At 67.9% G+C, this 20751-nt stretch carries 19 protein-coding genes; 6 read left to right on the forward strand and 13 right to left on the reverse strand.

What is annotated here, in order from left to right; genetic code table 11:
* Positions 1-30 precede the first annotated feature (30 nt).
* The 5 genes from AB0N59_RS13175 to AB0N59_RS13195 all read right to left on the reverse strand — a co-directional run bounded on the left by AB0N59_RS13175 (position 31) and on the right by AB0N59_RS13195 (position 4553).
* Positions 31-1833: a penicillin-binding protein 2 gene (locus AB0N59_RS13175; RefSeq protein WP_363483938.1), complete on the reverse strand. Its 1803-nt coding sequence runs from the start codon at positions 1831-1833 to the stop codon at positions 31-33.
* Between the two features lie 21 nt (positions 1834-1854).
* The gene (locus AB0N59_RS13180; protein WP_363483941.1) at positions 1855-2448 is read right to left on the reverse strand and encodes a hypothetical protein; all 594 of its coding nucleotides are present in this window, start codon (positions 2446-2448) and stop codon (positions 1855-1857) included.
* On the reverse strand, positions 2445-3383 hold the full coding sequence (rsmH, locus tag AB0N59_RS13185; protein WP_363483944.1) for a 16S rRNA (cytosine(1402)-N(4))-methyltransferase RsmH: 939 nt from the start codon (positions 3381-3383) through the stop codon (positions 2445-2447). The genes AB0N59_RS13180 and rsmH overlap by 4 nt, the downstream gene beginning before the upstream one ends.
* A gap of 96 nt (positions 3384-3479) precedes the next feature.
* On the reverse strand, positions 3480-3911 hold the full coding sequence (gene mraZ, locus AB0N59_RS13190; protein ID WP_363483947.1) for a division/cell wall cluster transcriptional repressor MraZ: 432 nt from the start codon (positions 3909-3911) through the stop codon (positions 3480-3482).
* 255 nt (positions 3912-4166) lie between these two features.
* Entirely contained in the window at positions 4167-4553 is a 387-nt protein-coding gene (locus tag AB0N59_RS13195) for a DUF3040 domain-containing protein (RefSeq protein ID WP_363483950.1), read from the reverse strand.
* 97 nt (positions 4554-4650) lie between these two features.
* On the opposite strand from AB0N59_RS13195, the gene AB0N59_RS13200 reads away from it, so the two are divergent.
* Positions 4651-5724, forward strand: coding sequence for a polyprenyl synthetase family protein (locus tag AB0N59_RS13200; protein ID WP_363483953.1), 1074 nt, complete (start codon positions 4651-4653; stop codon positions 5722-5724).
* Between the two features lie 20 nt (positions 5725-5744).
* Here AB0N59_RS13200 and AB0N59_RS13205 read toward each other — a convergent pair whose 3' ends face one another.
* The gene (locus AB0N59_RS13205; RefSeq protein WP_363483956.1) at positions 5745-6089 is read right to left on the reverse strand and encodes an Rv2175c family DNA-binding protein; all 345 of its coding nucleotides are present in this window, start codon (positions 6087-6089) and stop codon (positions 5745-5747) included.
* Between the two features lie 136 nt (positions 6090-6225).
* On the opposite strand from AB0N59_RS13205, the gene AB0N59_RS13210 reads away from it, so the two are divergent.
* Positions 6226-7404, forward strand: a complete 1179-nt coding sequence (locus AB0N59_RS13210; RefSeq protein WP_363483959.1) for a LysM peptidoglycan-binding domain-containing protein — start codon at positions 6226-6228, stop codon at positions 7402-7404.
* Between the two features lie 82 nt (positions 7405-7486).
* Entirely contained in the window at positions 7487-9436 is a 1950-nt protein-coding gene (pknB, locus tag AB0N59_RS13215) for a Stk1 family PASTA domain-containing Ser/Thr kinase (RefSeq protein WP_363483962.1), read from the forward strand.
* A gap of 111 nt (positions 9437-9547) precedes the next feature.
* On the opposite strand, the gene AB0N59_RS13220 is transcribed toward pknB, so the two are convergent.
* Together AB0N59_RS13220 and AB0N59_RS13225 are read right to left on the reverse strand one after the other, a co-directional pair.
* The gene (locus tag AB0N59_RS13220; protein WP_363483965.1) at positions 9548-10885 is read right to left on the reverse strand and encodes a class II 3-deoxy-7-phosphoheptulonate synthase; all 1338 of its coding nucleotides are present in this window, start codon (positions 10883-10885) and stop codon (positions 9548-9550) included.
* A 75-nt stretch (positions 10886-10960) separates the two neighbouring features.
* The gene (locus AB0N59_RS13225) at positions 10961-11659 is read right to left on the reverse strand and encodes a lysophospholipid acyltransferase family protein (RefSeq protein WP_363483968.1); all 699 of its coding nucleotides are present in this window, start codon (positions 11657-11659) and stop codon (positions 10961-10963) included.
* Positions 11660-11775: 116 nt separating this feature from the next.
* Between AB0N59_RS13225 and AB0N59_RS13230 the strand changes: the two genes are divergently transcribed.
* Positions 11776-13602, forward strand: a complete 1827-nt coding sequence (locus tag AB0N59_RS13230) for a long-chain fatty acid--CoA ligase (protein ID WP_363483971.1) — start codon at positions 11776-11778, stop codon at positions 13600-13602.
* Between the two features lie 70 nt (positions 13603-13672).
* On the opposite strand, the gene def is transcribed toward AB0N59_RS13230, so the two are convergent.
* Both def and AB0N59_RS13240 read right to left on the reverse strand, forming a co-directional pair.
* The gene (def, locus tag AB0N59_RS13235; protein ID WP_363483974.1) at positions 13673-14164 is read right to left on the reverse strand and encodes a peptide deformylase; all 492 of its coding nucleotides are present in this window, start codon (positions 14162-14164) and stop codon (positions 13673-13675) included.
* Positions 14164-16371, reverse strand: coding sequence for a MinD/ParA family protein (locus AB0N59_RS13240; RefSeq protein ID WP_363483977.1), 2208 nt, complete (start codon positions 16369-16371; stop codon positions 14164-14166). Before AB0N59_RS13240 ends, def begins: the two co-directional genes overlap by 1 nt.
* Positions 16372-16514: 143 nt before the next feature.
* On the opposite strand from AB0N59_RS13240, the gene AB0N59_RS13245 reads away from it, so the two are divergent.
* Complete coding sequence (locus AB0N59_RS13245; RefSeq protein ID WP_363483980.1) at positions 16515-17327, forward strand: ParA family protein; 813 nt, start codon at positions 16515-16517, stop codon at positions 17325-17327.
* A gap of 76 nt (positions 17328-17403) precedes the next feature.
* Here AB0N59_RS13245 and AB0N59_RS13250 read toward each other — a convergent pair whose 3' ends face one another.
* The 3 genes from AB0N59_RS13250 to AB0N59_RS13260 form a co-directional block, all read right to left on the reverse strand.
* A complete protein-coding gene (locus AB0N59_RS13250) occupies positions 17404-17949 on the reverse strand; it encodes a MerR family transcriptional regulator (protein ID WP_363483983.1) in 546 nt (181 codons plus the stop codon).
* A 101-nt stretch (positions 17950-18050) separates the two neighbouring features.
* Positions 18051-18740, reverse strand: coding sequence for a MerR family transcriptional regulator (locus tag AB0N59_RS13255; RefSeq protein ID WP_363483986.1), 690 nt, complete (start codon positions 18738-18740; stop codon positions 18051-18053).
* Entirely contained in the window at positions 18740-19222 is a 483-nt protein-coding gene (locus tag AB0N59_RS13260; protein ID WP_363483989.1) for an FHA domain-containing protein, read from the reverse strand. The genes AB0N59_RS13255 and AB0N59_RS13260 overlap by 1 nt, the downstream gene beginning before the upstream one ends.
* Before the next feature lie 131 nt (positions 19223-19353).
* On the opposite strand from AB0N59_RS13260, the gene lpdA reads away from it, so the two are divergent.
* On the forward strand, positions 19354-20751 hold the full coding sequence (gene lpdA, locus AB0N59_RS13265; RefSeq protein ID WP_363483992.1) for a dihydrolipoyl dehydrogenase: 1398 nt from the start codon (positions 19354-19356) through the stop codon (positions 20749-20751).

Below are 20751 nucleotides of genomic sequence, written 5' to 3' on the forward strand. Positions count from 1 at the left end.
GTGGCATCTCCTTGCGCGGCGCGATGCCGGCTAGTCGAATTTCGGGAGCAGCTCATCCATGGGCTGCGAGGAGGGGGCGACGCGGTAAGTCTTCAGCACCTGCGTCATCGCCTTCTGGAAGGCGGCGGCGGTGGCCCCGGAGTTCCTAATCCTAGTCGGCTCGTCGAGGGTGACCAGCACGACGAACTGCGGGTCCTCGATCGGCGCGATGCCCGCCATGTTCGTGAAGTAGACGCCCTTCTTGTAGCCGCCCTTGCCGTCCGGCGTCTGCGCCGTACCCGTCTTGATGCCGATGCGGTAGCCGGGCACCTCGACCGTCTTGGCGAGGCCTCCTTGCACCGCGACGTTCTCGAGCATGCGCTGCACGGTCTTCGCGGTCTGCTCGGTGACCACTCGCTCGCTCTTCGGCGGATCCGGCTTGATCACCGTGCCGTCACCGGTCGTGCAGGACTCGATGACCGAGAGGTCGAGCTTCTCGCCTCCGTTCGCGAGCGCCTGATACGCTCCCGCGATCTGGGCGGGGGTGACCGTGAACGCCTGTCCGAAGGTGGTGGTGTACAGGTCCTGGGAGCCCCAGGTCTTCGGGTCGCGGATGAGACCCGTCAGCTCTTCGGGGAAGCCGACGGCGGTCTTCTCGCCGACGCCGAACCTCTTCAGGTAGTCGTAGCGCTTCTCGGGCGAGATCATCGTGCCGAACTGCGACAGCGAGACGTTCGACGAGTCGATCAGCGCACCGGCGAACGTGTACTGGTACGTCGGGTGCTTGAACGGGTCGTTGACGACGGCCCCGTTGGCGAACTTCTTGTGGTCGGGAGCCGTCACCGAGGTCAGCGGCGTCGCCGCCCCCTCGTTGATGACAGACGCCGCGGTGATGGGCTTGAACGTCGAGCCGGGCTCGAACCAGTACGAGAAGATCTGCGAGCGCCAGTAGTCGTCGTCCACCGAGTTCACGTCGTTGGGGTCGAGCGAAGGGTATTCGGCCATCGCGCGGATCTTGCCCGTCTTGACGTCGACGACAGTGACCGAGCCCGCCTTGGCGCCCTGCTTCTTCGCCTCCTCCGCGATCATCTGCTGCAGGTACCAGTTCAGGTCGCTGTTGATCGTGAGCTGCACCGTGCCGCCGTCGGTGGCGGGGGTGATCTGCTCGCTGCCGGGGATCTTCACCCCGCCCTGTCCGCGGAGGTAGGTCATCTCGCCGTTCTTCGCCGAGAGGCACGCGTCGTCCATGAGCTCGACGCCGTAGAGGGGCTTGCCAGAGCCGTCGAGGAAGCCGAGGGCGCTGCCGGCGACCGCGCCGTTGGGGTACACCCGCACGGAGCGCGGCTTCATCGCGATGTAGGCCAGCCCGTCGTCGGTCTTCAGCTCGCGGAGCTTCAGGTACTGCTCGGTGCTGAGGCCGGTGGCGAGCTCGAGGTACTGGGAGTTCGGGTCCTGCTCGATCCTCTTCGACACCTTGTCACGCAGGTCATCGACGTCGATTCCCACGATGTCGGCGATGCGCTCGCTGGCGTCGTCCCAGACGAGCTTCGGCTTCTTCTTCTCGTCGGTCTGCTCTTCGAACTGGCGGATGAGCAGCGGTGAGAGCTCGGCGTCGTAGACCAGCACGCTCGAGGCGAGCACGGTGCCGTCGGTGTCGGTGATGTCACCGCGTGCCCCGGCGATCACCTGGGTCGAGCCGAGGTTGCCGGTGTTGACGCCTTCGGCGACATGGTCATCGGCGTGCACCACCTGGATGTCGACGAGGCGGAAGACGAAGGCGCCGAGCACCATGAGGATCACGGCCAGGGCGACCGCTGTGCGTCGGCGCTGTGCGCGAGTGGCTCGAGTCGTCATGCGCGTCTCCGTCGGGTGCGGCTATCGGGTGGTGGGGGTCGGAAGGCCGTCTGTGATGGCAGGAGGGCCCGCCGGCTCGACCGTGCCGGCTGCGGCTTCGTCGCGCTTGGCGGCGGCTTCCTCCGCGGCTTTCTTCTCCGCCGCTGTGGGCGGCGGAGGGGCGAGAAGGGCGTTGCCCACCTTGGTAGCGCCGTTCGGATCGACGGTGGATGCCCAGCTGGCGCCGTCACCGGCGCCGAGCACCTTTCCGTCGCTGAGCCGCAGGTACGACGCCGATCCGGCGACGACGAGGCCCATGGCATCCGCCTTCACCGCGAGCGACTGCGGCGAGCTGATGCCGACGAGGTTCTCGTGCAGAGCCTGCTTCTGCAGACCGAGCTCGTGCTGCTGGACGTTCAGGTCGGCGAGCACGAAGGCGTCCTGGGTGGTGGCGAGCGAGATGCCCATCTGGGCGGCGCCGATGGCCAGTGCGCCGCCGACGGCGAGGGCTGCGTAGGCGAGCCGGGGGCGGCGCGCGGCTGCGGGAGCGGTGACGGGCGTCAGCCGTCGCCGAGGCTCGGAGCGCTGCGGCTGCGGTTGCGGCTGCGGCTGCACGTGGGCTGTCTGCAGGCTCATGACGACTCCCTCAGCTTCTCTGCGGCACGGAGCCGCACCGGTATGGCACGAGGATTGCGCGCCTTCTCGTCATCTCCCGCGAGCTCGGCGCCCTTGGTGAGCACGCGGAAGCGGGGAGCGTGCTCCGGCAGCTCCACGGGGAGTCCGGCGGGCGCGGTCGACGACGATGCCGCGGTGAAAGCCTGCTTGACCAGGCGGTCCTCCAGCGACTGATAGGCCATGACGGCGATCCGGCCGCCGACCGTGAGCGCGTCCATCGCCGCGGGGATGGCGTCGGCGAGCACGCTCAGCTCTGAGTTCACCTCGATGCGCAGTGCCTGGAAGACGCGCTTCGCCGGGTGGCCGGCGCGCTGCGCAGCGGCGGGGGTGGCTTCGACCAGGAGGTCGACGAGCTCGCCCGAGCGGGTGAGCGGATGCTGCTCCCGCGCCTGCACGATGAACCGGGCGTAGCGCCCGGCGAGCTTCTCCTCACCGAAGCGCTCGAAGATCCGGCGCAGCTGCCCCTCGCTGTATTCGGCGAGGATCGTGGCCGCCGTGCGTCCCTTGGTCTGGTCCATGCGCATGTCGAGCGGGGCGTCCTTCGAGTACGCGAAGCCCCGCTCGGCTTCGTCGAGCTGCAGCGACGAGACGCCCAGATCGAAGAGGATCGCCGAGGCGCCCTGCGCGTGCAGGCCGATCTCGTCGTAGACGGTGTGCACGAGGGTGACCCGGTCGCCGAACGGCGCCAGCCGCTCCCCCGCGATGCGGAGGGCGTCGGTGTCACGGTCGAGGCCGATGAGGCGGATGCCGGGGAAGCGCTGGAGGAATGCCTCGGAGTGGCCTCCCATGCCGAGCGTGGCGTCGACGAGCACCGCTCCGTCGTGCTGCAGCGCGGGTGCGAGCAGCTCGATGCAGCGTTCCAGCAGCACCGGGGTGTGGATGTCGCGGATGCTCATGATCTTCTCCCGTGACCTCCGGCTCTGATTCCTCTCCGCTCGACCCGGCACCGGGGAAGTGTGTCGGGGCGGAGCGGCGAGGCATCACAGCCGTGGTCAGAACAAGCCGGGAATCACCTCCTGTTCCAGATCGGCGTAGGACTCTTCGTTGCTCTCGAGGTATGCGTTCCAGGCGGCCGCGTCCCAGATCTCGGCGTGGGCGCCGACACCGGTGACGACCAGCTCCTTCTCCAGACCCGCGTACTGACGCAGGTGCGCCGGGATCGTGATGCGGTTCTGGCTGTCGGGCATCTCGGCGCTGGCTCCGGAGAGGAACATGCGCAGAAAGCTGCGTGCCTGCTTGTCGGTGAGCGGCGCCTGACGGATCCGCTCGTGCTTGGCCTCGAACTCGGCGGTGCTGAACACGTAGAGGCAGCGCTCCTGCCCGCGGGTGACCACGATGCCTCCGGCGAGATCCTCGCGGAACTTCGCAGGAAGGATCACACGGCCCTTGTCATCGAGCTTCGGCGTGTGGGTACCCAATAGCACTGGCCATCACCCCCTCTGCGTCCGGCCAACCCGAGGTGCGCACCACTTTACTCCACTTCTCTCCACTTTCCTACGAAAATCCGCCCCTCTTCCTGCTGATCTTCTGGGCACGGAACGCAGAACGCCCGTCATTCCGCGGAATGACGGGCGTGGAGGGCAGTGGAGGGCTAGTGGAGGGCGGGTGGAGGCGATGACCCAGATAAGGGCACGAAAAAAACCCGGATGCACGGCATCCGGGCTTCTCAGTGGGTCAGATCAGCGCTCGTCCTGGCGTCGATCCCAGCGGTCGCTCATTCGATCCATGAAGGAGGAGTCGCGCGACTTCGACGCCCGCGGCTTGGTGGATGCAGTCGATGCCGAGGTGCGGCGGACAGGCGTGAAGGCCAGGATCGCGCCACCCAGCATGGCGAGGAACGCGACGACACCGAGGATGACGCTGCCGACGACGCCGACCTTGTCACCTGCGGCCACGGCGGCCACGAGGCCGCCGATGCCGGCGAGCAGCAGCAGCGCGCCGTAGACAAGGTTGCGATAGCTGAGCGCGCGATCGCCGGACGGCGCGGTGACGACGTCTGCGTCGTGCTGGAGAAGATGGCGTTCCATCTCATCGAGCATGCGCTGCTCTTGTTCGGAAAGAGGCATGTCCAACCCCCTCGGTTCGGTCAGTAAAGTCTACCCTTGCACGCGGGCCGTCGGCTAGCCGAGCCAGCCCCGATTGCCTGCATCTAGGCTGGGAATCGTGTCAGCATCTCCCGTCACAGACGCCGTCGCAGAACGCCTCGACGCATTTCTGCTGAGCATGCGCTCCCGCAGCACCGAGTACGGGCCCGACGCCGAACTCTTTCTCGGCGCGGCTGCATCGACCTTGAGAGGCGGGAAGCGCCTCCGGGCGCGCTTCGCCCATGCCGGCTGGCTCGCGGCATCCGGCGGCCGTGAGCCGGATACCGCACTATGGGGCCTCGGGGCAGCGCTCGAGATCTTCCAGTCGGCAGCCCTGGTGCACGACGACCTCATCGACAACTCCGACACCCGGCGTGGTCGGCCGGCCTCGCACCGTGCGCTCGAGGCCGCGCATCGAGAGGCCGGCTGGCACGGCGATGCGGAGGCCTTCGGCCGGTCTGCCGCCGTGCTGCTCGGCGACCTGCTGGTCGCGTGGAGCGACGATCTTCTGGAGGAGACGCTCGACGGGCACCCGCACGCTGCCGCGACCAGAGCCGAGTATGCGCGCATGCGTCGAGACGTGACCGTAGGGCAGATGCTCGACATCACCGAGGAGTCAGCGTGGAGCGTGAATCCGCCTGATTCTCTCCTCCCCCGAGCTCTTCGAGTCGCTGCCCTCAAGTCCGCGCGGTACAGCGTCGAGCAGCCGATCCTGCTCGGTGCGACTCTCGCCGGTGCGGGCGACCGCCTGCTGGAGCACCTGCGCGCCTTCGGGCATCCGGTCGGGATGGCCTTCCAGCTGCGCGACGATGTGCTCGGGGTGTTCGGCGATCCGCTCGTCACCGGCAAGCCTGCCGGCGACGATCTTCGCGAAGGCAAGCGCACGGCGCTCATCGCGATCGCCCGCGAGGCGCTGCCGGCGGACCCGCGTGCGCACCTCGACTCCCGCATCGGCGACCCGGATCTGACCGCGACCGACGTGGCTGAGCTGCAGCAGCTGATTCGCTCCACGGGAGCCGCCGAGAAGGTCGAGCAGATGATCGCCGACTACTCGGATGCTGCTGTTGCGGCTCTCGATGACGCCGACCTGAACGACGAGGCGAGGCAGGCGCTGGGCGCTCTCGCCGAGGCTGCTGTCGCCCGATCCGCCTGACCGGATCGAGCCGCGGGTCGTCAGGCCAGGGTTCGCGCGACGCGTCGGACGGCGCTCTTGTGCCCGGCCAGCAGAGCCGCGATCGGCGTGCGTCCGAGCGTCTCCTCCTCAGCGAGCAGCCAGTCGATGACCTCGTCGTCCGAGAAAGAGGCATCCTGCAGCGCCATGATGGTTCCGCGAAGCGACGGCAGCGGCCGGCCGTCGACGATGAACGCGGCCGGCACCGCGAGGGCGCCGTGGCGACGGGAGCCGATCAGATAGTGCTCGTCGAGAAGACGGCGGATGCGCCCGGGGGTCTCGTCGAGCGCCTCGGCGAGTTCGGGGATCGTCAGCCAGGCAGAGGGGTCAGCAGCGTTCTCGGACACCTCTCCACTATCTCATCCGACGCCGCATGCGACGTCATTTCCCGGCGTAAACACACCAGTCACACCAGTCACACCAGTTGACAACGGTTTACATGCGTGTCAGCGTTTCTTCTGCATCCACGGGGAGAGAGACGATATGAGCAACACGACCCAGCGCACCCTGCCGGTGCGCCTCACCGCACCCGCCGTTGTCGTCGGGACGCTGGCAGCGGCGCTCACCGTCGCCCCTACCGAGGCCGCCGAGGCCGGATCGCGTTCGGCGAGCCGAGCACCCCACCTGCAGGCGCTCCCGTCCGCGCACCTCGACACCCGCGGCGTCGTCCACGCCGCCACCGCGCGCCCGAGCACCTACACGATCAAGCCCGGTGACACCGTCTCGTCTATCGCCCGCGCACATGGCGTCGCGACGGCGGATCTCCTCGCCTGGAACAAGCTGGGCTGGCGCTCGGTGATCTATCCCGGCCAGAAGCTCCGCCTCTCCCCCGCATCCGCCGCTCCCGCTTCGGCGAAGCCGGCTCCGGCCGCCCCCGCGAGTGCCGTCACCCACACGGTCGCCCGCGGCGACACGGTCTACGCGATCGCGAAGAAGTACCGCACGACCGTGTCGGCCATCATGTCGCTCAACGGCATCGGCGGTTCGGCCGTCATCATGCCAGGACAGAAGCTGCGCGTATCCGGAACCATGGCTCTCGCCGCCGCCTCGAAGCCCGCCGCGGTCGCGCCGGCGTCCACAACGAAGCCGACCTCGCACACCGTCACCACCGGAGACACTCTCTACGGCATCGCGAGGAAGTACGGCACGAGCGTCGCCGTGCTGCTGCAGGCGAACGACCTCGGCCAGGGCAGCATCATCTACCCCGGCCAGAAGCTGCGCCTGCAGGCCCCCGCGTCCGCACAGCGGTCGGCCGCCCTGGACGCCACGCAGAAGGCGCACGCCGTGCGGATCATCCGCATCGGGCGCGAACTCGGAGTGCCCGAACGCGGCATCGCGATCGCACTCGCCACCGCGATGGTGGAGTCCTCCATGCGCAACCTCGACTACGGCGACCGCGACTCGCTCGGACTGTTCCAGCAGCGCCCGAGCCAAGGGTGGGGAACCGCAGACCAGATCACGAACGTCGATCGCAGCATCCGGGTCTTCTACGGGGGTCCGCAGGACCCCAACGGCAGCGCCACCCGCGGGCTGCTCGACATCGCCGGATGGCAGCGCATGTCGTTCACGGGCGCCGCGCAGGCGGTGCAGGTCTCGGCCTATCCGCACCGCTACGGCCAGTGGGAGCAGCAGGCGAACCGCTGGCTCGACACGCTGCGATGACGCGCGCATCGTCACCGGATCGAAATTCAGCCGAGGTGCGCCGTTGCCTGTTCACCCAGGCTGTTCTTCATAGACTCGACCTGTGAACACTCCGCAGGCCGACCCCCTCATCGGGCGGCTTGTCGACGGCCGGTACCGCGTGCGTGCGCGCATCGCACGCGGCGGCATGGCGACGGTGTACGTCGCGACCGACATGCGTCTCGAGCGGCGCATAGCGCTCAAGGTCATGCACGCGCACCTCAGCGACGACTCGGCATTCCAGAGCCGGTTCATCCAAGAGGCCAGGGCGGCGGCCCGCCTCGCCGACCCTCATGTCGTGAACGTCTTCGACCAGGGACAGGACGGCGAGCTCGCCTACCTGGTGATGGAGTACCTGCCGGGCATCACCCTGCGTGAGCTGATGCGCGAGCAGAAGCGCCTGACCGTGGCGCAGACGATCACCATCATGGATGCGATCCTCTCCGGCCTCGCCGCCGCGCACAGCGCCGGGATCGTGCACCGAGACGTCAAGCCCGAGAACGTGCTGCTCGCCGAGGACGGCCGGATCAAGATCGGCGACTTCGGTCTCGCCAGGGCGACCACCGCCAACACTGCCACCGGAGCGCAGCTGCTCGGGACCATCGCGTACCTCGCCCCCGAGCTCGTGACCCGGGGCACGGCCGACGCGCGCAGCGACATCTACGCTCTCGGCATCGTGCTCTACGAGATGCTCGTGGGCGAGCAGCCCTACAAGGGCGAGCAGCCCATGCAGATCGCCTTCCAGCACGCCACGGAACAGGTTCCACGGCCGAGCGTGCGCAATCCCGGCGTCCCCGAGCAGCTCGACGAGCTGGTGCTCTGGGCCACCGAGAAATCGCCTGACGACCGGCCGCTCGACGCGAAGGAGATGCTGTCGCGGCTGCGCGAGATCGAGCGCGAGATCGGCGTCACCCCTGTTCCCACCGCGACCGACATCGCCTCCAGGGAGTACGACTCCGGATCCGTCACCAAGATCCTCCCCGGCACCGCTGTGCTGCCCGCCCCCGCAGAAGAGGCCGACGACGGCACCGACAACGCCACGCGTCTGCGTCGCCGCACGGCGCGACGGCGCTCCACCGGCGCAGCTCTGCTCACACTCGTGCTGCTGCTCGCTGTGCTCGCCGGCACCGTCGGATGGTGGTTCGGCTCGGGACCCGGATCGCTGATCCCCGTGCCGCCCGTGGCTGGCATGACCTACGAGCAGGCCGCAGCCGCCGTGAAGGCGGAGGGCCTGACACCCGAGAGGGCTGAGCAGTCGTCTGTCGACGTCGACGCGGGCGCCGTGATCGAATCTGCGCCAGGCGAAGGCGAGCGCGTCGAGAAGGACAGCGCGGTGACCCTCGTCGTCTCAACCGGACCTGCTCAGCACGAGCTGCCCGCGCTGCGCGGAAAGAGTGCCGACGAGGTGCGCTCGATCCTCGCCGACAACCGTGTGAACGTGTCGGACGACGTCGAGGAATACTTCGACGGCCTCGACAAGGGACTCGTGCTCAACGTGCGCATCAGCCCGCGGGACGAGGGCGAGGCGTACGGCTGCGCCGACGGATGCCAGGTGTTCGAAGACGACTCGGCTGTCATCCAGCTCTCACTCGGCGCCGTGCCCGACGTCATCGGCAAGCCGCTCGACGAGGCTGTGCGAACGCTCGAGGGCGTGCAGCTGAAGGTCGCCGACGACCGCCCCGAGGACTGGAGCGAATCCGTCGCCAAGGGATCGGTGATCGCGCAGACCAGGGAGCGGCCCGACGGCGGCGCCTGGCGTCCCGGCGACACCCTGACTCTCACCGTGTCGAGGGGCCCGCAGCCGCTTCCGATCCCCGATGTGAAGGGCAAGACCGTGCGCGATGCGGTCTCGACCCTCAAGGACGCCGGATTCAAGGTGAACCCCTCGATCGAGGACATGGAGCTCCCCCTGGGCGGGAAGTACTGGGACGTCTACAAGGTCTGCGGGTACGACCCGGAGGGCACCGCAGCACGCGGATCGACCGTCACCCTGACCCCCGGCTTCTTCTGCTGAAGCCCTGCTCCCCGGCATGGCCTCGCGCGTCTGACGCGCTTCTCATCCCTGACACGACAACAGAGCGGCTGCCCGATTCCCGGGCAGCCGCTCACATCTGGCTCGGCGGTGTCAGCGCTTCTCGAGCTCTTCGGCCACGAGGAAGGCCAGCTCGAGACTCTGCATGTGATTCAGACGCGGGTCGCAGAGGCTCTCGTAGCGGGTGGCGAGGCCGGCCTCGTCGATCTGCTCGGATCCGCCGAGACATTCGGTGACGTCGTCACCGGTGAGCTCGACGTGGATGCCGCCAGGGAACGTCCCCACCGAACGGTGCGCCTCGAAGAAGCCGCGCACCTCGTCGACGACGTCGTCGAAGCGACGGGTCTTGTAGCCGCTGGGGGTGGTGATGCCGTTGCCGTGCATCGGATCGGTGACCCACAGCGGCACGGCACCCGAGTCCTTGACAGCTTCGAGCAGCGGCGGAAGGGCATCCCTAATCTTCCCCGCCCCCATCCTGGTGATGAAGGTGAGGCGGCCCGGCTCGCGGTTGGGGTCGAGCTTGTCGATCAGCGCGAGCGCCGTCTCGGGAGTCGTCGTGGGTCCGAGCTTGACGCCGATGGGGTTGCGGATCTTCGAGAAGTAGTCGACGTGCGCGCCATCGAGGTCGCGCGTGCGCTCACCGATCCAGAGGAAGTGCGCCGATGTGTTGTACGGATTGCTGGTGCGCGAGTCGATGCGGGTCATCGGGCTCTCGTAATCCATCAGCAGGCCCTCATGGCCCGTGAAGAACTCGACGCGCTTGAGCTCTTCGAAGTCGGCTCCGGCGGCCTCCATGAACTTGATGGCGCGATCGATCTCGGCAGCCATCCGCTCGTAGCGCTGGTTGGCCGGGTTCTGCGCGAAGCCCTTGTTCCACGAGTGCACTTCCCGCAGGTCGGCGAAGCCACCCTGCGTGAAGGCGCGGATGAGGTTCAGGGTCGATGCGGCCATGTGGTAGCCCTGCAGCAGCCGACCCGGGTCTGCGGTGCGCGACGCAGAGGTGAAGTCGTAGCCGTTGACGATGTCGCCGCGGTACGCCGGCAGCGTGACCTCGCCGCGGGTCTCGGTGTCGCTCGAGCGCGGTTTGGCGAACTGCCCGGCCATGCGCCCCATCTTCACGACCGGCATCGAGGCGCCGTACGTGAGCACGACAGCCATCTGCAGCACGGTCTTGATCCGGTTGCGGATCTGGTCGGCGGTCGCGCCGGCGAAAGTCTCGGCGCAGTCGCCGCCCTGCAGCAGGAAGGCCTTGCCGGATGCCGCGCGCGCGAGGCGCGCGCGGAGGTTGTCGACCTCGCCCGCGAAGACGAGCGGCGGCAGGGCTGCCAGCTGCGTCGACACCTCGGCCGTGCGTTCGGCGTCAGGCCACTGCGGCTGCTGCTTGATGGGAAGGGATCGCCACGCGTCGAGTTCGGGGTGCGAGGGAAGCATGTGCACCAGCTTAGTGTCCGCCTGGGACGCCGATTCGCCGCATGACGGCGGCCGAGACGGCAGTCGCGAACCGGGTCACGGCCGACCGGGAGCGCCTGGCGGCAGCCGGTCTTTCACGGTCGATGCGTATACGTCGTCGTAGCGCTGTGCGCCCAGCCGCTGCAACGCGATCATGATCTCGTCGGTGACGGAGCGCAGGATGTAGCGGTCGTTCTCCATGCCCTCGTAGCGAGAGAAGTCGAGCGGCTCTCCGATCAGGATGCCGACGCGCATGATGTTCGGGATGCGCTGACCGATCGGCATCGCCGTGTCGGTGTCGACCATGATCACGGGGATCACGGGGACCTTCGCTTCGAGGGCCATCCGGGCGATGCCCGTGCGGCCCCGGTAGAGACGACCGTCGGGACTGCGCGTGCCCTCGGGGTAGATGCCGAGCAGGTCGCCCCGCCCCAGGATCTGCAGTCCCGTGTTGAGCGACGCCTCGGACGCCTTGCCGCCCGATCGATCGATCGATATCTGGCCGGTCCCCTTCATGAAGACCCGGGTGGCCCAGCCCTTGAGACCGCGACCGGTGAAGTAGTCGCTCTTCGCCAGGAACGACATCGGCCGATCCAGCAGCAGGGGCAGGAAGATCGAGTCCGCGAATGAGAGATGGTTGCTCGCCAGAATGGCCGCGCCACTGGACGGGACGTTGTCGCGCCCCACGATCCAGGGTCGGAAGATCGCCTTGACCAGCGGACCGATCGCGACGTACTTCATCAGCCAGTAGAACATCGTGAGGAAGTCTAGCGCCGCGCGACCCCGGGCGACCGAGTTTCATTTCCCGTGCGACTGGGTCTCATGCCATAGACTCGGAGATTCCACGTCCGATCGGTGCCGAAGGAGCTGCCGTGGCCCAGTTCGAAGTCCCCGCAATCGTCCCTGCTGACCCGGAGGGGAACGTCAGCGATCTGCTGGCTCAGCGGGTGCAGAAGACCCCGGATCTTGCTCTCTTCAGCGTGCCGGACGGCAGCGGCTGGCGAGACATCTCGGCGAAGGACTTCGAGACCGCCGTCATCGCCCTGGCGAAGGGCTTCGTCGCCGCCGGCATCCAGCCCGGTGAGAAGGTCGGGTTCATCGCCAAGACCACCTACGACTGGACTCTCGTCGACTTCGCCCTGTTCTACGCCGGCGCGGTCATGGTGCCGATCTACGAGACCAGCTCTCCGGCGCAGATCCAGTGGATCATGGAGGACTCCGGCGCGACCGCCCTGATCGTCGAATCGGCCGAGCACTTCACTCGCGCCGACGAGGTGCGCGGTGATCTGCCCCTCGTTCGCGAGATCTGGCAACTGCACCTGGGCGCGATCGACACCCTCACCGCCCGGGGCGCCGAGATCGACGACGCCGAGATCGAGCGCCGTCGGGGCATCGCCGTCGGCTCCGACATCGCGACTCTCATCTACACGTCCGGATCGACCGGTCGGCCGAAGGGCTGTGTGCTCACGCACAGCAACTTCGTCGAGCTCTCTCGCAACTCCGCCAAAGCTCTCGACGCCGTCGTGTCGGCTCCCGGCGCGTCGACGCTGCTGTTCATCACGACCGCGCACGTGTTCGCTCGCTTCATCTCCATCCTCGCCATCCACTCCGGAGTGCGCACCGGACACCAGCCCGACACGAAGCAGCTGCTTCCGGCACTCGGCTCGTTCAAGCCGACCTTCCTGCTCGCCGTCCCGCGCGTCTTCGAGAAGGTGTACAACTCGGCTGAGCAGAAGGCCGAAGCGGGCGGCAAGGGCAAGATCTTCCGCGCCGCCGCCGCGGTCGCCATCGAGCACTCGACGCTTCTCGAAGAGGGCAAGCCGATCCCGTTCGGCATGCGACTCAAGTTCGCGCTCTTCAACAAGCTCGTCTACAGCAAGCTGCGCGAGGCCATGGGCGGCAACGTCGCCTATGCCGTCTCGGGATCGGCGCCCCTGGGCGCGCGCCTCGGCCACTTCTTCCACAGCCTCGGCGTCGTGATCCTCGAAGGCTACGGTCTGACCGAGACCACCGCGCCCGCGACCGTCAACCTGGCCGACAAGTCGAAGATCGGCACCGTCGGCCCCGCGTTGCCCGGTGTCGGGGTGCGGCTCGCCGAAGACGGTGAGATCGAGGTCAAGGGCATCAATGTGTTCAAGGAGTACTGGAACAATCCCGAGGCGACCGCAGCCGCGTTCAACGACGGATGGTTCCGCACCGGCGACCTCGGCAGCTTCGACTCCGAGGGCTTCCTGACGATCACCGGCCGGAAGAAGGAGATCATCGTCACCGCGGGCGGCAAGAACGTCGCACCCGCCATGCTCGAGGACCCGATCCGCTCGAACCCCATCGTGGGACAGGTCGTCGTGGTCGGCGATCAGAAGCCGTTCATCTCGGCGCTGGTGACGCTCGACTCCGAGATGCTGCCCACCTGGCTCGCCAACAACGGCCTGCCTGCTGAGATGTCGCTGAGCGAGGCGAGCCGCAACCAGGCGGTGCGCGACGAGGTGCAGCGCGCGATCGATCGCGCCAACAAGACGGTGTCGCGTGCCGAGTCGATCCGCAAATTCACGATCCTGCCGGTCGAGTGGACCGAGGCCAGCGGGCACCTCACCCCGAAGATGTCGATCAAGCGCAATGTGATCCTCGACGACTTCGCCGACGCGGTGGCCGAGATCTACGACGCCCCGGTGCACACGACCAACACTCCGCTCGGCTGAATCGACCGGATGCATGAAGAGGGGCCCGCGCATCAGCGCGGGCCCCTCTTCATGAGTCAGTCGAGATCGCCTAGAACCAGTCGCTCTCGCGCACCTGGCGCATCGCGAGCTTCCGGGTCTCGCCCTCGAGCCGGCTCAGGTACACGCGTCCGTCGAGATGGTCGGTCTCGTGCTGCAGCGCCTGCGCGAGCAGCCCTTCGCCCTCGAGCACGACCGGCTGCCCGTCGAGGTCGATCCCCTCGACTCGCGCCCAGGGGTGACGGGGCGTCTCATGCCACAGGCCGGGCACCGACAGGCATCCCTCCCCCGTCGGCGCGGCCTCGCCGCGCACCTCGGTCAGCACGGGGTTGATGATGTACCCGACAACGCCGTCGACGTTGTAGCTGAAGGCACGGAGCGCGAACCCGATCTGGTTCGCCGCCACGCCCGCTCGTCCCGGCAGCTCGACGGTGTCGATCAGGTCTGAGATGAGCGCGCGCACGCCCTCATCGATCTCGTCGATGGGGGCGCACACCGTGCGCAGCACAGGGTCGCCGTAGAGGCGGATCTCGCGGACGGTCATCAGACGGCCTTCGCCCGCAGGCCTTCGATGAGTGCCGCGGCGACCTCACGCGCGGCCTGCCGGGTGGCCGGCTGCAGGCTGGCGAAGTCGATCGCGCCTCCGCCTGCGATCTGCGCGTCATACGGGATGCGCAGCACGTGCTTGGCGCGCGTCGAGAAGTGCGATTCGAGTTCGCTCAGGCGCACCAGCGGGGCGCCTGGCGTCGACTGGTTCAGCACGACGATCGCCTCACGTGCGAGAGCGGCGTGGCCGTTCGTCTCGAGCCAGGTGATGGTCTCGGATGCCAGACGGGCTTCGTCGACGCTCAGCCCCGAGACGATGATCAGCTGATCGGCGAGATCGAGCGTCGCGCCCATCACCGAGTGGACGATCCCGGTTCCCGAGTCGGTGAGCACAAGGGAGTAGTACTGCGCCGCGACGGTGGCGACGTCGCGGTAGTCGGCGTCCCCGAAAGCCTCGGACACGCGGGGATCGGCGTCGGATGCGAGGACGTCGAGTCGGGTCTCATCGCGGGCGACGAGGGCCGAGACGTCGTGGAAGCCGCGGATCTCGTGCTGAGCGCGTACGAGGTCACGCACCGACTTGGCATGCGAGCCGACGACGCGCTCGGCGAGTGTGCCTCGGTCGGGGTTGGCGTCGACGGCGATCACGCGGTCGTCGCGCGCATCGGCCAGCGCCATTCCGAGCAGAGCCGTCACCGTCGTCTTGCCGACGCCGCCCTTGCGTGACAGCACCGGCACGAAGCGCGCGGTTCCGGCGAGCGGCGCCGCGATGCGAGCGCTGAGCTGCTTGCGCTCGCGGGCCTTGCGGCTGTCACCGACGTTGATGCGACCGCCGGACATCGAGTACAGCAGGTGGCTCCAGGTGCCCTCGGGCTCCGGCTTCGCCACGCGTGCCGGGTCGAGCAGACGGTCGGCGGTGAGCAGGTCGGCGGTCTCGCTCGTCGCGGCTGAGCCGAGATCGTCGAGCCGCTTCGAGGTCAGGGCGATCTCAGCGGAACGCACGGTCGCGGGGCGCGCCTCGGGCGCGGAGTCGTCGATGGCCACGGGGTGGATCTCCTCTGCAGGGGCGGCGGGCCGCGGTGACACGGGTGCACTGGCGGAGTGCTCGGCGATGGGCGGTTCCTCGGAGTCGGCGACGGGTTCGTCGGTCGCATCGGAACCGGATGCCGGGGCTGCAGGCAGCCTGACCGGGTCCAGGTGCTCGTCTGCGGATGCGCTCTCGCCGACCTCCTCAGCGCCGGCGAGATATGCCGCGTCCTCATCTGCGACGGCTCCTTCGAGGGCGCCGTCGTCGAGTCCGTCGTCGTCGTCCTCGTCTTCGACCTCGTGGACGTGCTCCGCCTCGTCGTCCTCTAGATCGTCGTCGTCATCGTCGTCGTCATCATCGTCGTCATCATCGTCATCGTCATCGTCATCGTCATCGTCATCGTCATCACCGTCAACGTCGTCGTCATCGTCGTCGTCGTCGTCGTCATCGTCGTCATCATCGACGTCGTCATCGACATGCGGAACATCGACACCGGCCTCGTCCCCCGCGTCATCGACGTCATCGGAGAGGTCGTCGTCGATATCGGGGTCGGCATCGCCGGGATCGTTCGCCTCGGTCTCCGCCGGCTCAGCCTCGACAGGCTCATCCCCGATCAGCTCGGCCTGCGTCGAATCGATCTCGACGGGCTCGTCGACGAGGTCATCCTCGTCATGTTCTTCTCCGAGGATGACATCGAGCTCGACGGCATCCGCGTTCGGGGAGTCGACCATGTCAGCATCCGCCGCCGCGTCCTCGACCGCGTCCGCCTCGACCTGGTCGGCTTCAGTCCCGTCGTCGATGATCTCGGCGACCAGTTCGGCCTCCTCCTCCGCCGGAACGGGATGTGCCTCGACGCCCGGAGCCGCAGGCAGCTCCTCCGCGGGCAGTTCGATCACCACATCGGGCGCCTCCTGCTGGATGCGCGCGAGAGTCTCGGCGTCGGCGACCCCCGATGTGTCGATGATGAGATCCGTGACCAGTGACGCCGGCACATCGTCGATGACCTCATCGTCGACGGCCTCGTCGTACATGTCGTCGTCACCGCCCGTGGGCAGGACCACGGAGACATGGGCAGTGCCGCCGGTCAGGCCGATTCCCATCGTGTCCGACGACGGGGTGTCATCGAGCACACCCAGCGAGTCGTCCCCTTCGGGATCGACATTATTCTTCGGATTCACGGTTCAACTCCCAGCTCGCGCGCGTGTCAGCGCCCGGACAAGGTTAGTGCTCCGGGCTGATCACGACCAAAAGATCGGTGTTCCCTCTAACCCACCGCCTCGGCTGAGTGCCCCGCAAAGGAGCGCACGGTAACGTGTAGGGCGTGCACGTACTCAGCGTCAGCTCCCTCAAGGGAGGCGTCGGAAAGACGACCGTGACCCTCGGTCTCGCTTCCGCCGCCTTCGCCCGCGGCATCCGGACCCTCGTCGTCGACCTCGACCCGCAGTCCGATGTGTCCACCGGCATGGACCTCCAGATCGCCGGTCGGCTGAACATCGCCGACGTCCTGGGCAACCCCAAGGAGAAGGTGGTGCGCCAGGCGATCACCACCAGCGGCTGGGCGAAAGTGCACCCCGGCACGATCGACGTGCTGATCGGCAGCCCCTCTGCCATCAACTTCGACGGCCCGCACCCGAGCGTTCGCGACGTGTGGAAGCTCGAAGAGGCGCTCGCGACGGTCGAGAGCGAGTACGACCTCGTGCTCATCGACTGCGCTCCCTCGCTGAACGCACTCACCCGCACGGCATGGGCCGCCAGCGACCGGGTCATGGTCGTGACCGAGCCGGGACTCTTCTCCGTCGCCGCCGCCGACCGCGCGCTGCGCGCGATCGAGGAGATCCGCCGGGGGCTCTCCCCCCGCTTGCAGCCGCTGGGCATCGTCGTCAACCGAGTGCGCCCCCAGTCGATCGAGCACCAGTTCCGCATCAAGGAGCTGCGAGACATGTTCGGCCCGCTCGTGCTCTCCCCTCAGCTGCCCGAGCGCACATCGCTTCAGCAGGCGCAGGGTGCGGCGAAGCCGCTGCACATCTGGCCGGGCGACTCGGCTCAGGAGCTCGCATCCGACTTCGACCAGCTGCTCGACCGCATCATCCGCACCGGCCGCGTGCCCGTGCCCGAGGGCGGCGCAACCGCCTGACGGCCTCACAGCGTGAAAGAAAGCCGCCCCTCGGGGCGGCTTCTCTTCTTTCCGGCCGGTTCGCTCCGGCCGCAGATCAGGCGGTGCGCTTCGAGCGTCGCGCCGCGAGCTCGTCGACAGGGTCGGGCGCCGTCGGGTCGAACTCCACGAGAGTGGACTCCACCTCGCGCAGCACCTTGCCCACGGCGATGCCGAAGACGCCCTGGCCGCGGCTGACAAGGTCGATGACCTCGTCGTTCGACGTGCAGAGATAGACAGAGGCTCCGTCGCTCATCAGCGTGGTTCCGGCGAGATCCCGGATGCCCGCTGCCCGCAGCTGCTCGACGGCGGTGCGGATCTGCTGCAGTGAGATGCCGGTGTCGAGCAGTCGCTTGACGAGCTTGAGCACGAGGATGTCGCGGAAGCCGTACAGCCGCTGCGAGCCCGACCCGGAAGCACCGCGGACGGTCGGAACGACCAGCTCGGTGCGCGCCCAGTAGTCGAGCTGCCGGTAGGTGATGCCCGCCGCACGGGCGGCTACCGCACCGCGGTAGCCGACCTCGTCATCCATGGCCGGAAGACCGTCGGTGAACAGGAGTTCGGTCACGAACCGCGGGTCGCCTGCACGCTCATCCGCATTCATATTCTGTCCCTCCTGAACGGCGTATTCCCCCACGGTAGAGCAGGACCCCTGCCCCGGCAATGACATCCGACCCGCGGGGAAGGTGTGTCGCAATCCGTTCGTTACGAAAGCACTCGTGCGAGCGACTGGCTGACCAGCTGACGCCGCACCTCGTCGATGTGCGCGGCGAGTTCAGGGGCCAGTTCCGCGGCTCGCCCGCGCGATGCCGAGTCGGTACGGCGAAGCAGTGTGGACAGCGCCGACTCGATCAGAGCGGCCTCGCGCTCAGCGTTCTGCCGCATGCTGCGCAGGTGACGCGGTTCGATGCCGTGCCTGGCGAGAGTGACGAGGCCGGAGAGCAGCGTCGCCGCCTGGTCGGTGTAGTGCTCGGCGCCGATGATCAGCCCGGCGCTGATGGCGTCGTTCAGCAGCTGCGGAGTCGCCCCTGTGTGCCGCAGCAGCTCGTCCCGTCGGTGGTGACGGGCGGGCGGCGAGATCGAGGGCGGCGCGATGCTGCCCCAGCCCTCGCCTTTGGCCTCTGCCTCGTCGAGCTGCTCGCGGATGACGCTGAGCGGAAGGTAGTGATCGCGTTGCAGCGTGAGCGCCGCCCGCAGCCGCTCGACGTCCGAGCCGGAGAACTTGCGGTAGCCGGACTCGGTGCGCGACGGGGTGACGATCCCCTGCACCTCGAGGAAGCGGAGCTTGCTCGACGTGAGCTGCGGGAACTCGGGGGTGAGCCGAGCCAGGACCTGACCGATGCTGAGGAGTCCCGCGGAGGCGGAGCGGTCCCTGGCGGCGCCAGCCGCCGCCATCAGCCGTTCGCCGTCGCGAGATCAGTCGGCGAGGCGAAGAAGTTCATGCGGAACTTGCCGATGCGCAGCTCGTAGCCGTTCGCCAGCTCGCTGCGGTCGACGCGCTCCCCATTCACGTAGGTGCCGTTCAGGGAGCGCTGGTCGACGATCTCGAACGCGGTGCCCGAGCGGGTGATCTCGGCGTGACGGCGCGACACCGTCACGTCGTCGAAGAAGATGTCGGCCTCAGGGTGGCGACCGACGGTCGTGACGTCGGAGTCGAGCAGGTAGCGAGCACCGGCGAGGGCGCCGGCCCGCACCAGCAGCAGCGCCGATCCGGAGGGCAGGGCGGCGATCGCCGCGGCCTCGGCCTCGGTGAGGTCCGCGCCGAACGGCACGAAGGAGAGATCGGAATCGTGTCCGAACGTCTGGGTCACATCGTGTCGCTGCTCGCCGCTGCGATGAATCGCGCCTCCGGCGCCGATCGTGCTGTCGTCTGTCACGGTTCTCCCTCCTCCGGCACTCCAGACTATCTGATGCTCTCGCTCCCGCGGAGGCCGATACAGTCCTGGATGCCACTTTCTGTCGGGTCGCGCGCCCGCCTGCGCGTTCGGCCAGGGATTAGGCTGTGGGCATGCCACATTACGATGTCGTCATCCTCGGCGCGGGCCCTGGCGGATACGTCGCCGCCGTCCGCAGCTCCCAGCTCGGTCTGTCCACCGCGATCATCGAGGAGAAGTACTGGGGCGGTGTGTGTCTGAACGTCGGATGCATCCCCTCGAAGTCGCTCCTGAAGAACGCTGAGATCGCGCACACGTTCACCCACAAGGCCGAGTTCTTCGGCATCTCGGGTGACGTGAGCTTCGACTTCGGGGCCGCGTTCGATCGCAGCCGCAAGGTCGCGGACACGCACGTCAAGGGCATCCACTTCCTGATGAAGAAGAACAAGGTGACCGAGTACGAGGGCCGCGGCACCTTCACCGGCCCGAAGGCCATCTCGGTCGCCAAGAGCGACGGCTCCACCGAGGAGATCACGTTCGACAACGCGATCATCGCCACCGGCTCGACGGTCCGCCTGCTGCCCGGCGTGCAGCTCAGCGACAACGTCGTGACCTACGAAGAGCAGATCCTCTCGCGCGAGCTGCCCGAGTCGATCGTCATCGTCGGCGCCGGCGCCATCGGCATGGAGTTCGGCTACGTCCTCACGAACTATGGCGTCAAGGTCACCATCATCGAGTTCCTCGACCGCGCCCTCCCCAACGAGGACGTCGAGGTCTCGAAGGAGATCCAGCGTCAGTACAAGAAGCTCGGCATCGACATCCTCACCTCCACCGCGGTGAAGACGGTCACCGACAACGGCTCCTCGGTGCATGTCACCTATGAGACCCGCGACGGCAAGCCCGGCGAGATCACCGCGGGCAAGGTGCTCATGTCCGTCGGCTTCGCGCCCCGCGTCGAGGGCTTCGGGCTCGACAAGACCGGTGTGAAGCTCACCGAGCGCGGCGCGATCGAGATCGACGACCACATGCGCACCAACGTCGAGGGCATCTACGCGATCGGCGACGTCACCGCCAAGCTGCAGCTCGCCCACGTGGCCGAGGCACAGGCCGTCGTCGCCGCCGAGACCATCGGCAAGGCCGAGACCCAGACGCTGGGCGACTACCGCATGATGCCGCGCGCGACGTTCTGCCAGCCGCAGGTCGCGAGCTTCGGCCTCACCGAGGAGCAGGCCAAGGCCGAGGGTCGCGAGATCAAGGTCGCCAAGTTCCCGTTCAGCGCGAACGGCAAGGCCAACGGCCTGGGCGAGCCGGTCGGCTTCGTCAAGCTGATCGCCGACGCCGAGCACCTCGAGCTCATCGGCGGTCACCTGATCGGCCCCGACGTGTCGGAGCTGCTGCCCGAGCTGACGCTCGCCCAGAAGTGGGATCTCACCGCTCTCGAGGCCGCCCGCAACGTGCACACCCACCCGACGCTGTCCGAGGCGCTGCAGGAGGCCTTCCACGGTCTCGCCGGTCACATGATCAACATGTGA

It is taken from the genome of Microbacterium sp. NPDC089321 (assembly GCF_040684935.1).
Taxonomy (GTDB): domain Bacteria; phylum Actinomycetota; class Actinomycetes; order Actinomycetales; family Microbacteriaceae; genus Microbacterium.